Source organism: Parvularcula lutaonensis (genome assembly GCF_014651915.1).
Taxonomy (GTDB): Bacteria; Pseudomonadota; Alphaproteobacteria; order Caulobacterales; family Parvularculaceae; genus Parvularcula; species Parvularcula lutaonensis.
Map to the genome: position 1 here is coordinate 1,680,359 of NZ_BMXU01000001.1, position 14,860 is coordinate 1,695,218.

Sequence of the window (14,860 nt, forward strand, 5' to 3'; positions counted from 1 at the left end):
AGGGCGAAAACGGTGTCCGCCCTTTTGGGCCCAGCCGCGCCGAACCCCAAGGCCCCTTGGCACCTAGGGTGAACGCCGTATCACCGGGTCGGAACCGGAACCTCGCCCTTATAGTCGTAGAAGCCGCGTCCCGATTTTTTGCCCAACCATCCGGCCTCGACATATTTCACGAGGAGCGGGCAGGGGCGGTACTTCGAATCCGCGAGGCCGTCATAGAGAACCTGCATGATCGACAGGCAGGTATCGAGGCCGATGAAGTCGGCGAGCTGGAGCGGCCCCATCGGATGGTTGGCCCCGAGCTTCATTCCCGTGTCGATCGCTTCCACCGTGCCGACACCTTCGTAGAGGGTGTAGATCGCTTCGTTGATCATCGGCATCAGGATGCGGTTGACGATGAAGGCCGGAAAGTCCTCGGACACGGCCATGGTCTTGCCGAGCTTGTCGACCAGCATCTTCGCAACATCGAATGTCTGCTGCGAGGTGGCGATCCCGCGGATGACCTCGACCAGCTTCATCACCGGGACCGGGTTCATGAAGTGAAGGCCGATGAAGCGGTCGGGCCTGTCCGTCACCGCGGCGAGGGCGGTGATCGAAATCGATGACGTGTTGGTGGCGATGATGGCGTCGGGGTTCAGGATCTCGCTCAGCTCACGGAAGATTGCCTTCTTGAGCTCGCTGTTCTCCGTCGCAGCTTCGATCACGATGTCGCAGCCTGAGAGTTGGTCGAGTTTGGCGGCGGGCTTGATCCGGGCAAGGGCTGCTGTCTTCTCGTCTTCGGAGATCTTGCCCTTTTTGAGCTGGCGGCCGAGATTGCCTTCGATGTTTTCGATGGCCTTGCCGATGGCGCCCTCATTCACGTCATGGAGAAGGATATCATAGCCTGCGAGGGCGAAGACATGGGCGATCCCGCTGCCCATCTGTCCTGCGCCGATCACGCCGATCGTCTTGATGTCCACCACGTCTGCCTCCGGGTCCTGTCCACAACCGTATTCGGGGAATGGAGCATGCGCCCGCCTGCGCTGCAGCGCAACATCAAGCTGGGATGACGAGGAACAGGTAGATGGCCAGCGTGCACAGCCCGAGCACCGTGCCGATCGAGACAACGCCGGAGACCCCTGCGATCCACTGCCGGTAGACCGATGAGAGGACGATCGAGGCGACCGCCGGGGGCAGGCCCGTGAAGAGCGCGGCCACCGCGGTCGCCGTGGGGTCGCTGGTAAAAAGCCAGACCAGCGCGGCCGTCAGGGCCGGGAAGGCGAGAAGCTTGATCGGCAGGAGGAGCGCTGCGCCCTTCAGCTCCCCGACCTTGCGGGAAAGGAGTAGGTCCGCTGCGCTGAGGCCGAGGACGAAGAGGCCGACTGGCCCTGCTGTCCGCGCCATGAAGGCCAGGAAGCCGCTGACTGGCTCGGGCAGGGGAAGGTGCGTGACCTGCGCGACCAGCCCGCCAAGCGTGCCCAGCACGATAGGGCTCTTCAGCGCACGGACCACCGCGGCCCTGATCGTGCGCAGGACATTCTCGAGGCTCGACGGGCCTTCGCCATCTTCCTCCGGCCAGGTCATCAGCGCCGAGCCGATGGCGAAGACCACAGTGCCTTCGAACAAGACGAGGATCAGGAACGGCGAGGCCCACCCCTCCACAGAGGCTGCGATCGGAATGCCGAGGAAGATCGCATTGCCGCAGGTCGCGGAGAAGACGGCTGCTCCCGCTTCCCTGATCGTCAGGCCGAGAAATGCGCGCGCGATCAGGAAAGCCGCGGTCGATGCGGCCGCGAGGCTGAGAAGATAGCCCGCGCCCAGACCGACGAGAATTTCGCCATCGACCGGGCTCGATCGCATGAACTCGAACCCTGCAAAGGGCATTGCGATCATGAAGACGAAGCGTGACATCCGCCGCGCGTCCTCGCCGTCGAACAAATTCAGGGCCCGGCAACCTGCACCGAGGAAAATTGCACCGAAAAGGGGAACGAGAAGCGAGACGAGCGGCGACATTCTGCCGCTCCTAGGGATGTTTCCATGCCGCGCAAGCGCCCCGGTGCGGCGGATTCGGGAAAAACTGGCAGCCAGGCACGGGGAGCCCTCGGGGGGCTGGGGGGCGAGATGTTCCGAAGGCTTACGCCCCCGCGCCTGGCCATTCAGGCACCGTGCTCCGGCAATGCGGCAAAATGAGGGCGCAGCCGGGGCCGGGAAGAGGGCAGCCACGGCTTTGACCGTCAGGTTTTTTGCCGTAGCCTCACGCCATGCAAGGGACCACCTCTCAGGCTCGGAGCCAGCCCGCAGCCGTCCATTTCGACCGTCGGGAACTCGACCGGCTCCTCCAGCTTTACGGCTTTTTCGTCGCCCGGGGCGACTGGAAGGACTACGCGATCGACGGGCTCTCCGACCGGGCTGTTTTTTCGGTTTTCAGGCGCGCCGCCGAAGCCCCGCTTTACCGCATCGAAAAGAACCCAAAGCTCAGGAATCGTCAGGGCGCCTGGTCCGTCGTCTCCATGAGTGGCCAGGTCCTCAAGCGCGGGCATGAGCTCGAGCAGGTCTTGCGGGTCTTCGACAGCAAGAAGCTGAAGGTCGTCAGCTGACCAACACCTGCTGAATTGCATTGCCCCGGTCCCGCCTCCCGCCGAGAATCGTGGTGGAGAAGGGAGGGTGGGGCCATGAGAAACAAACATTTTGCGACACTCGCGGCGGTGCTTGCCGCCAGCGGGGCAACCGCGGCGCAGGCGGCCATCGTCATCACTGACAAGGCCGCGTACACATCGAGCGCAGGGGTGGAAAACGAGAGCGGTCCGATACCGATCGTCGCTGGCTCGTTCGGAAGCCGGATGGTCGGCGATGTGACGATCTCAGCCGGTGCGGGGAGCTCCCTCAATCTCACACAGGACTGGTCGAGCCGGATCGCCGGGAACCAGTGGGCTATCAATGGCGTCGAGAATTTCTCGATCGACTTCGACGGGCCGAAATTCTCCTTCGGGATCGACCTCGTGGAGCCTGAGCGCGACCCCCTGGTCAATGCGGCCTTCATCGACTCGACCTTCCGCATCGACCTCTGCAACGGGATGACCTGTTTTGACAGCGTGAGCTTCTCGCCGATGAACGACATGGCGGTCTTCCTCGCCGTCGCCTCGATGCAGGCTTTTGATCGCGTGGTCTTCACCGAGACGACGGGCGGCATCGAGAACGAGTTTTTCGGCGAGATCTTCGCTTCCACGCGGCCGATCCCCCTGCCTGGTGCGGCGCTCCTGTTCGCCCCGGCCTTGGCCGGGCTGGCCTTTGTTCGTCGCCGTCGCTGAGGGAACCGTCGCCGGGCTTTTGCGTGTTCGGATGCGAACAGAGGAGAACCGGCATGGCAGAGACCAAGTCCCTGAGTATCGGCAGCGGGAATGTTCGCGCCTTCGCGACACTGCTCCGCGCTTTTCACGGCAAGACTGCGGTGACGGACCAGAATGACGGCTCGAACGAGAGCGACACGCTCCAGGACGATCTCGAGCTCTCCAAGGAGCCAGGCGAGCTTGCCGATCTGCGTGGCCTTTACGCCGAAATCGGTCCCGCCGGTCGGCTGGACATCGCCGCGCTGCTGCTTCTCGGCATGGACGAAGCGGCGGATTTCGACGAGGCGATCGCGATGGCCGGCGACCGTGATGGTCCCGACCTGGCTGACATGCTCGAGATGCCTCACGCGCCGGACCTGATCCTCGCAGGACTCGAACGTATGGGCGGCAAGGGCGACAATGTCGAAGCCGTCCGCCCGCTCCCCGAGTCAGGCTCCAGGACATAAAGCGCGCCCGACAAAAAAGCCCCGGCCAAGAGCCGGGGCTTTCTCGTTGCGGGATGCGCCAGGCGCCTAGTCGCGCATGATGCCGAGCAGGTTCAGGACGTGGATGAACAGGGTCACGAACGATCCGTAAAGCGCGAACGCGCCGAAGATCGCCGCACGCTCATTCATCTCGGTCGCGCCTTGCGCGTAGAGGTTCTTGATCATCTGGGTCTCATAGGCGGTGACCCCCGAGATGAAGAGGATCACGCCCGAAGAGATGAAGAAGCTGAACATGGTCGACTGGATGAAGAAATTCATCACGATCAGGACGAGGAAGCCGATGCCGGCCATGAACAGGAACTTACCCCAAGGCGAGAGGTCTTTTTTCGTCGTATAGCCATAGAGGGACATGGCGAGGAAGATCGAGGCCGAGATGAAGAAGGCCTGGGCCACGGCGAGCGCCTCGCCCGCACCGACCATGAAGGCCACGAATGGGCCGATCAACATGCCCCAAAGCGCGACATAGCCCCAATAGGCGGCATGGGCGACGGCCTTGGAACCGTTAAAGATCATCCGCGGTGCGAGCCAGCCAAGGGCCAGCACACCAATGAAGGGCAGGAACCTGAGGCCCGCGGCGAATTGCAGCGCGGCCGGGTTGGTGAGGAAGAAGAAGGCGATGAGGGCGGTCGCTGCGACGCCCATAGCCATGTAGTTGTAGACGCCCAGCATGTACTTGCGGAGGCCCTCGTCAAAGGCGACCGCGCCTGTGCCGGCGCGCTGGTAAAGACGTTCAGTCTCGGACATTCATTTGCTCCTTCGCGCCAAGGGCGGCGCGTACGCAGTTGCTACCGAAGATAAGCAAGCTCGCGCCCCGTGCAACGGGCGGAAGCGGAAATTGCCCATTCCGGCCCGGGGATTGCAGTCCCCCCTGCCAAGCAGCGCGAATTTATTAGCAGACCGTTGCCACGGGACGTTAAATGGTTACGCTACTTTTAATGCATGGGAATGGGCAGGCCCTAAGGGCGCGGGCTCCAATCGAACCTGGGGAAGGGCGGAAAACCAACATGATCGGTCAATTCAAGGGGCGCATGCTCGCATGCGCAGCGGTCTCGTCGTTCGCACTGTTGGCAGCGAGTCCCGCTCTGGCGCAGGACAATGAGGGCCTGCCGACCATCGCCGAGAAGGTCGAAGGCTTCGAGGCCAAAGAGGGCCTTTTCCCTTTCTATACCGACCCCGATTCCGGCGAAGTCTTCATGGAGATCTCGGCTGACCAGATCGGGGAGGAGTTTGTCGCCTTTACCTATGTGGAGAACGGCGTCGTCGATGCCGGTGCCTTCAAGGGTGCCTATGCCGACAACAGGATCATCCGCTTCGACAAGCACTTCGGCCAGTTGGAGCTGAACGAGGTCAACACGGCCTTCTATTTCGACGACGAGAGCGCGATCGCCCGCGCTTCCGACGCCAACATCTCCCCGTCGATCATCGGTAGCCTCGACATCATCGCCGAGACCGAGGGCGAAGGTGACGAAGCCGACCGCTACCTCATCGCTGCGGGCCCGCTGTTCAAGTCGGAGATGCTGACGGCGATCAACGTGCCGAACCCGCTCGCTGGTCCCTTCGCCTTCGCGGTGGGTGGCCTCAACCCACAGAAGACCAAGTATGACGCCGTCCGCGGCTATCCCGAAAACGTCGATGTCCGCGTCGACTACGTCTTCGACAACCCAATGCCTTTCAATGGGGGCTCGGCGGCCGTCACGGATGCGCGCAGCGTCACCCTGACCGTGCAGCACTCGCTGATCGAGATGCCGGATGATGGCTACACCCCGCGCTTTGACGATTACCGCGTTGGCTATTTCCTGGATCAGGTCACAGACCTGACCTCTGATTCAAGCGCGCCCTATCGCGACCTCATCAACCGCTGGCGCCTCGTCAAGAAGGACCCCGAAGCGGAGCTTTCCGATCCGGTCGAGCCGATCACCTTCTGGATCGAGAACACGACGCCGGTCGAGTACCGCGAGACCATCGCGGAGGCCGTCCTCGCCTGGAACGAGGCCTTCGAAGCGGCAGGCTTCTCCAATGCCGTCGCCGTCGAGGTGCAGCCCGACGACGCGGACTGGGACGCCGGCGACATCCGCTACAACGTCCTGCGTTGGACCTCCTCGCCGCAGCCTCCGTTCGGTGGCTATGGCCCGAGCTTTTCAAACCCGCGCACCGGCGAGATCCTCGGTGCTGATATCATGCTCGAGCTGAGCTTCATCACCGGTGCCCAGTTCACTGAGGAAGTCTTCGAGAAGGCTGGCCTGCCGCTCGAGTTGACAATGGGCGACAAGCTCAACGAGGACGGAAATCCCGTTGCTCCGCTGGCTGACGATCGCCATCTTTGCCACGCTGGCGCGGAGATGCGCGAAAACCTGAACTTCGGCCTCGCCAAACTGCAGACCGAAGGCGCAACGGAAGAGGAGAAGTCGGAATATATCCGCCAGAGCCTCAGCTTCCTGATCCTTCATGAAGTCGGCCATACGCTGGGTCTCAACCACAACATGAAGGCGACGACCGTCTTCGGTCCCGACGAAATCCACGACCCGGAAGTCACCCAAGGCGCGCCCTCAGGCTCGGTCATGGACTACCATGCGACGAACTTTGCACCGGTGGGCGTCGCGCAGGGCGACTACAACCACACCCGTCCGGGCTCCTACGACAAATGGGCGATCGAGTTCGGCTACAGCCCGGAAGTCGATGACCCGGTCGTGCGCGAAGCGGTGCTGTCGAAATCATCTGACCCGAAGAATGCCTTTGGCAACGACGCCGACGACATGCGCAGCCCGTGGAACGGCATCGACCCGCGCGTGATGATCTTCGACCAATCGTCCGACCCCGTCGAATATGCAAAGGACCGGATCGAGCTGACCAGGTCGATCATGGGCAAGCTGCTCGACAGCTATGAGGGTGAGGACAGCTACCAGAAGCTGGTGCGCCAGTACTTCACCCTCTCGGGCCAACAGGCCCGCATGGCGCTGGTCATGTCGAAGCAGATCGGCGGCGTCTATGTCGAGCGCGTCAAGCCCGGCCAGGATGACACTGTTCCGTACACGGCCGTTCCCGAGGCGACGCAGCGCGGCGCCATGATGGCCCTTGCCAAATACGCCTTCGCCAAGGACGCTTGGGAAGTCGACGAGGAGCTCCTCCGTCACCTCCAGACCCAGCGTCGGGGGTACAACTTCTTCTTCAACACCGAGGACCCGAAGGTGCACCAGCGTGCCCTTGGCATCCAGAACGGCATCCTGAACCAGATCCTGAACCCGCAGGTCATGCAGCGGATGACGGACAGCTCGCTCTACGGCAACACCTACTCCGCTGCCGAAGTGATCCAGGACCTCAACGATGCCATCTTCGGCAATGACCTTGTAGGTACACCGAACATGTTCCGCCGGAACCTGCAGGTGGCCTACACCCAGCGCCTTGTCCGTATCGCCTATGGTCTTGGCTATGACCCGGTGGCCCAGGCTGCCGCGCTAGCCGGTATCCAGGACATCAAGTCCCGCTTCGGCTACCTGCCAGACTTCCTGTTGCCGCTCGAAACCCGCGCACACCGTGCAGCGATCCGCTTCGAGCTTCAATTCGCAGGCTGATCAGTCTTGGGGAGAGGCTGGTAACGCTGGGGGGCTCGCCCCTCAGCCTTTTTTCTGCAGCCGCGCGGCGAAGAAGCCGTCCATCCCGCCATCGGCCTTCAGTTTGCTCGGCAGGCAGCGGATTTCGCCCTGTTTGTTGATGACAGGCAGGTCGCCGATCTCGGACGAGGTGACCGGCACACGCTCGACATCGCCGCGACGTTCAAGCAGTGCCGCGACCTGCTCCTCGCCTTCTTCGGGCAGGAGGGAACAGACAGCGTAGACAAGCGTGCCGCCGGGCTTGAGAAGATCGAGCGCCTTTTCGAGCATTTTCTTCTGCAGGCGGACGAGATCGGGCACCTGCGTCTCGCGTGAGGTCCAGAGCAGGTCAGGATTGCGCCGGATCGTGCCCGTGGCCGAACAGGGTGCGTCGAGGAGGATGCGGTCAGCAGGGTTGGCTGGCGACCATTCGAGAAGATCCTGTTCGAGGACAACTGCCTCGAGCCCGGTACGCTGGAGGTTGGCGTGCAACCGCTCGAGCCGCAGGCCCGAATGGTCGATCGCAAAGACCTCCGCCCCTGTTGCCGCGAGCTGCATGGTCTTGCCGCCCGGCGCTGCACAGAGGTCGAACACCTTCTCGCCCTCCCGCGCGCCCAGGATCTCCGCAGGCAATGTCGCCGCCACGTCCTGCACCCACCACGCGCCTTCTTCGAAGCCAGGGAGGGAAGGCACCGGTGCGCTCGCCATGCGGACCGTGCGAGGGCCGATCTTCCGGGCACCGAGTTCTTCAGGCCATTCGATCGTGGCAGAGGGATCCTTCAACGAAATGTCAAGCGGCGGTTCGATGCGGTGGGCTTCAGCAATCGCGCTCGCGGTCTTGGTTCCGTAGGCGCGTGCCAGCTTGCGCCACAGCCAGCCCGGCGTGTCGGCGCGCAGGGGCTGCTTCTCGGCCAGTTCCTTGCCATTCTCGGCAAGGCGGCGGGCGATGGCATTGACAAGCTTCGTGTAGCCCTTGCTCTCTACACGGAGCTTCGCCAGTTCCACCGCCGACCATGCGGCGGCGTGGTCCTCGGTGCCCATTAGGCAGAGCTGCGCCGCGGTGATCCGCATGATGTCCCGCAGGTATGTCTGCTTGGGCTTGAGCGGCACTTTCAGGTGCGCGGCGATCACCTCGTCGAGGGTTCCCCTGCGACGCAGGGTCGTCGAAGCGAGCGCGCGGGCAAAGCCGCGGTCGGCGCCTTCAAGCTCGTTGAAGCTGCGGCAGGCCTCGAGCGCCTGGTCGAGAGTGAATCCGTTGGCCGTGAGGCGCAGAAGGTCGACGGCCGCGGCCCGCGAAGCCACGCCGGGCGGCAGGGCGGCGCGGCGCTCGCGGCCTTCCTCCAGCCGCTCGTGACGCAGCTGCTCGATGCGCTCTGCATCGTCCTCGCTGAGAGGTCGCCTCGGCCGATCGTCTCGCCGCGGCCTGCGTTCACCGTCACGAGGCCCGCGCGGCCCGCCGGGACCCCGTCCGCCAGGCCCTTTTCCGCCGGGACCGCGTCGTCCGCCGCGGTCGTCCCCGCCGCTGAATTTCCGTGGTCCGCCGGGCCTGCCGCCGCCTCGCCGGGGGCCTGTTCCTTCGCGCCTAGGGCCGCGCGGCCCGTCGGACGCCTCGGTTTCGCGACGTTTACTCCCGCTTAACTTCTGGCTACGGTTTTCATCTTCTCGACGGGGCATAGGGTATGAAACAGCTTCTTCTGGCTGGGATCGCGTTGTTCACAGGGCTCGGACTGGCGTCTGCCCAGTCCAACGCGCTTGGCACGTCCGGCAAAATCCGCAACCCCTCCGCGCCCTTGACCAGCCTTCATGCAGAGGCGCTGATCCCGGTTCTGTCCCAAATGGGGCTGGATTATGAAGGCGCAACGCTGCCCGGCGGCGAGAAAGTCCTTCTGGTTCAGGCTTCTGACGGCACGCGGTTCCAGATCACGCCGATGGCCTGCGACCGCTCGAACCGGTGCCGCGGGATGCATATCGTCACGATGTTCGCGACCGACGTGGACCGCCGCACCGTGCAGGCGTTCAACGACCGCTATGCCTTTGTCTCCGCCGGGATGAGCGATGAGCGGCTGGCCTATCTTTCGCGCTATGAACTCGCCGATTTCGGCATGCCGCGCGGCAATGTCGCCGTGTCGATCGAGGTCTTCCTCGAAACTGCCGACCTTTTCGAGGAGCATCTGGCCGCCGCGACCCGTGACCTCAAGCAGGCACCCCACGGCAGCGACCTTTCCGCCAACGGCCTCAACATGGCAGGCCTGATGCGTTCGGTCTCCACGGGCTTCGCCCCGCGCGAGGTCGTCCCCCACGGCCATGCGATCAGCTTCGAGGAAACCCTGGACATTGTTGAGACCTTCGCAAGAGCCGAGAAGATCTACCCGGGCCGCATCGTCAACAATCTCGATAACTAAGCGCTTGCGTTCCGGCGGTCCCTCCGCTTCAACCGGGCACCGCGGCACCCATAGCTCAGCTGGATAGAGCGCTGCCCTCCGAAGGCAGAGGTCTCAGGTTCGAATCCTGATGGGTGCGCCATTCCCCGCCTGCGTTGCTCCCGTGGCCCCTCTACCCGTGCGTCAGCGCTTTCGGGGTGGCGAAGTCGACCAGCCTGCCTGTTCCGAGCTGGACGTCTTTCCACCGTGCCACGGGAAAATCGATGACCGCGACGGCTGCGGTCGGGAACTTCTCGAAGGCAGGATCGCGTGGCGGTGCTGCAAGCGCTCGCTCGGCGAACACGCCAATTCCCGGCTGGTGGCCTAAGATCAGGAGGCAGGGCACCTCCGGTGCATCGTGCAAGGCGCGTAGGATCGTCTCGGATGTCGCGAGGTAGAGCGTGCTCGAAGCGGTCGCCTCGCAACCTTCATGAACGGGAGCGAGCCTCGCCCAGGTTTCCCGCGTCCGTTCCGCAGTCGAGACGAAAGCCGCGTCCGGGCGGTAGCCGTTCTCGTCGAGCCATGCCCCCATCAGTTCCGCGGAGCGCCGTCCCCGCCCGTTGAGCGGGCGGTCGTGGTCGCTGAGCTCGGGATGGTCCCAGCTTGATTTGGCATGCCGCATCAGGATCAGCCGGCGCATGGCGGTCCTCCCGGCCGCGTCCCTAGCACGCCGGGCCGCCACCGGGTGACAATCCGCACATATCGCGGGGTTTTAACGCCAAAGTTGACCTTCACGGGCAACTCTCCGACCCTTCGATTGTGACCGGAGCACCCTGATGGCAGCGCGCAGCTATTTCTTCTGCGGCATTGGCGGGAGCGGCATGCTTCCCCTCGCAATGTATCTCCATGCCCGGGGGGTGGAGGTTTCAGGCTCGGACCGGGCGATCGACCAGGGCCGGGCGGATGCCCTGAAAGCGCGCCTCGCCGCCGCTGGCGTGGTGGTTTTCCCCCAGGACGGCTCGGGCATTACGAGCCCGTCTCAGGTCCTCGTCACGTCCTCGGCTGTCGAGGCACAGATCCCCGACGTGGTCGCCGCGAAAAAGATGGGTGCGGAGCATATCATCCGTGCACAGCTTCTGGCACAGTTGACGAATGACGCCGAGGTGAGCTGCGGCATAGCCGGGACGAGCGGCAAGTCCACAACGACCGCGATGCTCGCCCATGTGCTGTCCGAGGCGGGCACGGATCCCGCCGTGGTCAATGGCGCTCCCATGCTGAACATCCGCGACGGCGAGGGGCGCCCCTTGGGCTGGCGCAACGGCTCGGGCGCTTTTGTCTGCGAAGTGGACGAGAGCGACGGCTCCATCGCGCGCTACAACCCTTCCGTAGGCGTTATTCTCAATGTCTCCGAAGACCACAAGCCGATGGCCGAACTCAAGGAGCTCTTCGGAGGCTTCGCGCAGCGCTCGGGTCGGGTGGTCCTTGGCATTGACAGTGAGCCAGTGGCCATGATCGCTGGCAGCCTGGCGCCGGAAAAGGTCGTCACGGTTTCGATGGCGCGCGGGGCTGATGTCTCTGCAGGGCCCGTGACGAGCAACGATGATGGTTTGATCGCTGACGTCACAGTGGATGGCGCAAAGGTCTCAACGCTCCGAATGCCGCTGATCGGTGCATTCAATGTAGGCAATGCTCTCGCAGCCATCGCGGCGGCGCGCGAGTTGGGTGTCGATCCTGCAACCGCCTGCGAGGCGCTGGCAACCTTCAAAGGCTCGGCGCGCAGGCTCCAGACGGTCGGCAAGAGCGGCGGCGTCACGGTGATCGATGACTTCGCGCATAACCCGGAAAAGATCGAAGGGTCGGTCGGTGCGCTGGCGAAACACTATGCACGCCTGCACGTCTTCTACCAGCCCCATGGCTACGGCCCGCTGCGCAGTTTCCGCGAGCTTTACGAGAACGCTTTTGCTGGGGCCTTGCGGCAGGATGACGTCCTGGCTGTCAGCGCACCCGCTTATTTCGGCGGCACGGTCGAGAGGACCGATGATGCCGAAGTGATGGTCATGACACTGAAGGATCGTGGTTGCCAAGCCCATTATCTCCCTTCCCGTGATGCCTTTGTCGATCTCGCACGAGCCGCCAAACCGGGGGATGCCGTGGTCGTCATGGGCGCCCGTGACGACAGCCTGACCAGCTTCGCCGAGGGCCTGCTCGCGGAGATTGCGCAGCGATGAAGCGGGTTGCGGTCGTCGCGCCCAGCCGCTCGCTGGACAGGAAGGCCGCGGAGGCAGTGAAGCGCCTTGTCGAAACGGCGTATCCGGATCGTCTGGAGCTGGCAATTCACCCGCAGTGTTTCGCGGCTTCAGGGCATTTTGCCGGAGATGACCAGACGCGCGCAGGCGCTTTCATTGACGTGGCGAACGACCCCGCTGTCGACGCCGTCTGGTTCGCGCGCGGCGGCTATGGCGCCTGCCGTATCCTGGACCAGGTGGTCCCGAGCCTTGGCGATGCGGCAAAGGCGAAGACATGGCTCGGCTACAGCGATGGCGGATACCTGCTGGCGGCCCTTGATCGCGCAGGTATCGGGCGTTCCGTACACGGCCCGGTCGTTGCCGACATCATCAGGGCGGATGGCGAGGCGGCGGCCCGCCGTGCACTGGACTTTCTCGCAGGCGAGCAAGGTGGCAAAGAACCCTCAGTAGGGGAAGGCAGTGCAGTAGCGCTGACGCTGTCGATTCTCGCTTCGCTCGTCGCCGGGCCGCACGTCCCGGACCTCAAGGGGCGTGTGCTGATGATTGAAGAGGTCGGTGAGCATCTCTATGCCATCGACAGGATGCTCTACACGGTGTTCTCGAGCGGCAAGATCGATGGCTGCGCCGGGCTGCGCCTGGGGCGGTTCAACGATGTTCCCGAGAATGACATCGATTTCGGCGAAGAGCCGGAGGCCATGGTGAGGCGTTGGTGCGAGGAGTACGAAGTGCCTTATCTCGGCCGCGTGGACATCGGCCACGACGCCGGGAACAAGATCGTCCCCTTCCGCTGACGCGACCGGCCTGTGGATGAACAATGGTGCACCTAAGCGGAGAAACCTCGAACCAATTGTTTGAGGTGCTCTCCGAATGGAATGCACAGTTAAGTTTTTGTTCTCTATATGATAATCCCAAAGAGCTTCCATTTCAACTGGATGGTGCTGCGCCGCAGGAAACTGCGGATTCAGCCAATTCCGACGGCGAAGAGCCGGTTGAAACATATGGGAGCGGGTCATGGACGGGCTAACTCCCAAATGGGGCTCTATCGGTGGTAGTTCTCGTGGATCGGGGCAAAGCTCTGACTCCAAGCAGGCTAAATCCAAAGGGCAGAACAAAAAACGCCCAGCTCCCTTCTCGCTTCGCTTGAGCTTTGAGGAAAAGCAAAAGCTTATCGAGGATGCCGGTCGTCAATCGATCTCCGCCTACATCAAGGCTCGATTGTTTGATCCTGACACGCCTGTCAAACAGGCGCGTGGGCTAAACCCTATCAAAGATCAAAAAGCCCTGGCGCAACTGCTCGGAATGCTGGGCTCGTCTCGCATTGCCAAGAATTTGGATGAATTGGCGGACGCTGCTCGCGTCGGTGCGCTGCCGCTCGGCGATGAAACCGACAAGGCGCTGCGCCGGGCCTGTGACGATATCCGGGTTATGCGGAGCTTCTTGCTCGCCGCGCTTGGCATCCGGGAAACCGACAAATCGACAGACGTTTGTGAAAGCTGTTCATCAGCCTTCATTCGTGCTGCGAGCCTTGAAGGCTGTGCCTGCCCTGACGGGGCACCCCAAGAGGGCATGGAGCCATGATCATCAAAGCCTCACAGCGCGGTGGTGGTCGCAAGCTTGCGGCTCACCTCATGAATGAACGCGATAACGATCATGTCGAACTACACGAAGTTCGCGGCTTCGTATCTAGTGATCTGCGCGGCGCTTTTCTGGAAGTCGAAGCAGCGGCCAAGGGAACCAAGTGCAAACAGCACTTCTTCTCGGTCAGCTTGTCACCGCCTGAGACAGAAAACGTACGACCCGAAGTCTTCGAACTGGCGGCACGCCGCATCGAAGATGAGATGGGCCTTCAGCGCCAGCCGATGGCGCTGGTCTTCCATGAAAAGGATGGTCGCCGTCACGCCCATGCGGTTTGGAGCCGTATCAACACAGAGAATATGCGGGCAATCAACCTCCCGCATTTCAAGCGCAAGCTGAATGAGATTTCGCGCGGGCTCTTCCTTGAGCATGGCTGGAAACTACCTGACGGTTACAAGCGTGGGAAAGATCGCTCGCCGCTGAACTTCACGCTAGCCGAATGGCAACAAGCCCGCCGCGCCGGAAAAAGCGCTGCCGATATCAAGGCGACATTTCAGGAATGCTGGAACGGCGCAAAAGATGGTCCGGCTTTCAAGCGTCAGCTAGAGGAGCGCGGCTACTATCTGGCGCAAGGTGATCGTCGTGGTTTTGTTGCCGTCGATTATCAGGGTGAAGTTTATGCCGTTCCGCGCATGACCGGCCAGAAAACCAAGGCGGTCAAAGAGCGCCTTGGTGATCCAGCACAATTGCCCTCAGTCGCTGAGACCAAGGCGCGGGTCTCCGATTTGATGGAGAAAGTGCTCAAGCGTCACATTGAGACGCTGGATAAGGAAAGCGCAGAACGTCTCAAGCCGATCCGCACATCGAAGCGCACCATGCGAGCGGAGCATAAGGCAGAGCGTGCTGCCCTCGATCAGCACTTGGCCGATCGATGGCTAAAAGAATCCAGAGCTCGTCAGGCACGTTTCTCCAAAGGACTGAAAGGCGTTTGGGACTGGCTGCGCGGCAAGTATAGCGCCGTGCGCCAGCGCAATGAGGCTGAAGTTACCTTCAAGCGTGAGCGCGATGCCAAAGAGCGCCAGGACCTTGTGACCAGGCAACTGGCCGAACGGCGCGCGCTGCAAAACGAAATCCAAAATGAGCGGAAACGCCATTCCGGTGAGCTGGCGCTGCTCTACCGCTGACGAGACCCCGATGGCGCAGCCACCCTTTATGTAACCACGGCGTTGCTCCCGATGGAAGGCTGATCTGGCCGGAACCTTCACATGGTGGAGGCCAGATCAG

Annotated in this window: 14 protein-coding genes and 1 tRNA gene; 10 read left to right on the forward strand and 5 right to left on the reverse strand. The window is 62.7% G+C overall.

The features are described 5' to 3' along the window. Positions 1-80: 80 nt before the first annotated feature. Positions 81-956, reverse strand: a complete 876-nt coding sequence (locus IE053_RS08220; RefSeq protein WP_189574858.1) for a 3-hydroxybutyryl-CoA dehydrogenase — start codon at positions 954-956, stop codon at positions 81-83. 76 nt (positions 957-1,032) lie between these two features. Further along, on the reverse strand, positions 1,033-1,989 hold the full coding sequence (locus tag IE053_RS08225) for an AEC family transporter (RefSeq protein ID WP_189574533.1): 957 nt from the start codon (positions 1,987-1,989) through the stop codon (positions 1,033-1,035). A 248-nt stretch (positions 1,990-2,237) separates the two neighbouring features. On the opposite strand from IE053_RS08225, the gene IE053_RS08230 reads away from it, so the two are divergent. From IE053_RS08230 to IE053_RS08240, 3 genes are all read left to right on the forward strand, one after another. Further along, the gene (locus IE053_RS08230) at positions 2,238-2,573 is read left to right on the forward strand and encodes a DUF2794 domain-containing protein (protein WP_189574537.1); all 336 of its coding nucleotides are present in this window, start codon (positions 2,238-2,240) and stop codon (positions 2,571-2,573) included. A gap of 75 nt (positions 2,574-2,648) precedes the next feature. Further along, positions 2,649-3,284: a hypothetical protein gene (locus tag IE053_RS08235; protein ID WP_189574540.1), complete on the forward strand. Its 636-nt coding sequence runs from the start codon at positions 2,649-2,651 to the stop codon at positions 3,282-3,284. A gap of 53 nt (positions 3,285-3,337) precedes the next feature. Continuing rightward, entirely contained in the window at positions 3,338-3,769 is a 432-nt protein-coding gene (locus IE053_RS08240) for a hypothetical protein (RefSeq protein ID WP_189574543.1), read from the forward strand. A gap of 66 nt (positions 3,770-3,835) precedes the next feature. On the opposite strand, the gene IE053_RS08245 is transcribed toward IE053_RS08240, so the two are convergent. Further along, on the reverse strand, positions 3,836-4,552 hold the full coding sequence (locus IE053_RS08245; protein ID WP_189574546.1) for a Bax inhibitor-1/YccA family protein: 717 nt from the start codon (positions 4,550-4,552) through the stop codon (positions 3,836-3,838). A 260-nt stretch (positions 4,553-4,812) separates the two neighbouring features. Between IE053_RS08245 and IE053_RS08250 the strand changes: the two genes are divergently transcribed. Continuing rightward, positions 4,813-7,377 (forward strand): zinc-dependent metalloprotease, encoded by a 2,565-nt coding sequence (locus IE053_RS08250; RefSeq protein ID WP_189574550.1) that lies wholly within the window; start codon positions 4,813-4,815, stop codon positions 7,375-7,377. A 42-nt stretch (positions 7,378-7,419) separates the two neighbouring features. Here the strand turns inward: IE053_RS08250 and IE053_RS08255 are convergent, their stop codons facing one another. After that, positions 7,420-8,697 (reverse strand): RsmB/NOP family class I SAM-dependent RNA methyltransferase, encoded by a 1,278-nt coding sequence (locus IE053_RS08255; protein ID WP_189574552.1) that lies wholly within the window; start codon positions 8,695-8,697, stop codon positions 7,420-7,422. A 377-nt stretch (positions 8,698-9,074) separates the two neighbouring features. Here IE053_RS08255 and IE053_RS08260 point away from each other — a divergent pair, with 377 nt between their 5' ends. After that, positions 9,075-9,797: a YbjN domain-containing protein gene (locus IE053_RS08260; RefSeq protein WP_189574554.1), complete on the forward strand. Its 723-nt coding sequence runs from the start codon at positions 9,075-9,077 to the stop codon at positions 9,795-9,797. A gap of 44 nt (positions 9,798-9,841) precedes the next feature. Beyond that, positions 9,842-9,918 (forward strand) — tRNA-Arg (locus tag IE053_RS08265). A 30-nt stretch (positions 9,919-9,948) separates the two neighbouring features. Here the strand turns inward: IE053_RS08265 and IE053_RS08270 are convergent. Next, positions 9,949-10,455 carry a SixA phosphatase family protein gene (locus IE053_RS08270; RefSeq protein ID WP_189574556.1) on the reverse strand — a complete coding sequence of 169 codons (507 nt, stop codon included), beginning with the start codon at positions 10,453-10,455 and terminating at the stop codon, positions 9,949-9,951. A 136-nt stretch (positions 10,456-10,591) separates the two neighbouring features. On the opposite strand from IE053_RS08270, the gene IE053_RS08275 reads away from it, so the two are divergent. The 4 genes from IE053_RS08275 to IE053_RS08290 all read left to right on the forward strand — a co-directional run bounded on the left by IE053_RS08275 (position 10,592) and on the right by IE053_RS08290 (position 14,760). Continuing rightward, positions 10,592-11,983, forward strand: a complete 1,392-nt coding sequence (locus IE053_RS08275) for a Mur ligase family protein (RefSeq protein ID WP_189574558.1) — start codon at positions 10,592-10,594, stop codon at positions 11,981-11,983. Beyond that, positions 11,980-12,792, forward strand: a complete 813-nt coding sequence (locus tag IE053_RS08280; RefSeq protein ID WP_189574560.1) for an LD-carboxypeptidase — start codon at positions 11,980-11,982, stop codon at positions 12,790-12,792. The genes IE053_RS08275 and IE053_RS08280 overlap by 4 nt, the downstream gene beginning before the upstream one ends. Positions 12,793-13,012: 220 nt before the next feature. Next, positions 13,013-13,579, forward strand: a complete 567-nt coding sequence (locus IE053_RS08285) for a hypothetical protein (RefSeq protein ID WP_189574562.1) — start codon at positions 13,013-13,015, stop codon at positions 13,577-13,579. Continuing rightward, positions 13,576-14,760 carry a relaxase/mobilization nuclease domain-containing protein gene (locus IE053_RS08290; RefSeq protein WP_189574564.1) on the forward strand — a complete coding sequence of 395 codons (1,185 nt, stop codon included), beginning with the start codon at positions 13,576-13,578 and terminating at the stop codon, positions 14,758-14,760. The genes IE053_RS08285 and IE053_RS08290 overlap by 4 nt, the downstream gene beginning before the upstream one ends. Positions 14,761-14,860: the final 100 nt, after the last annotated feature.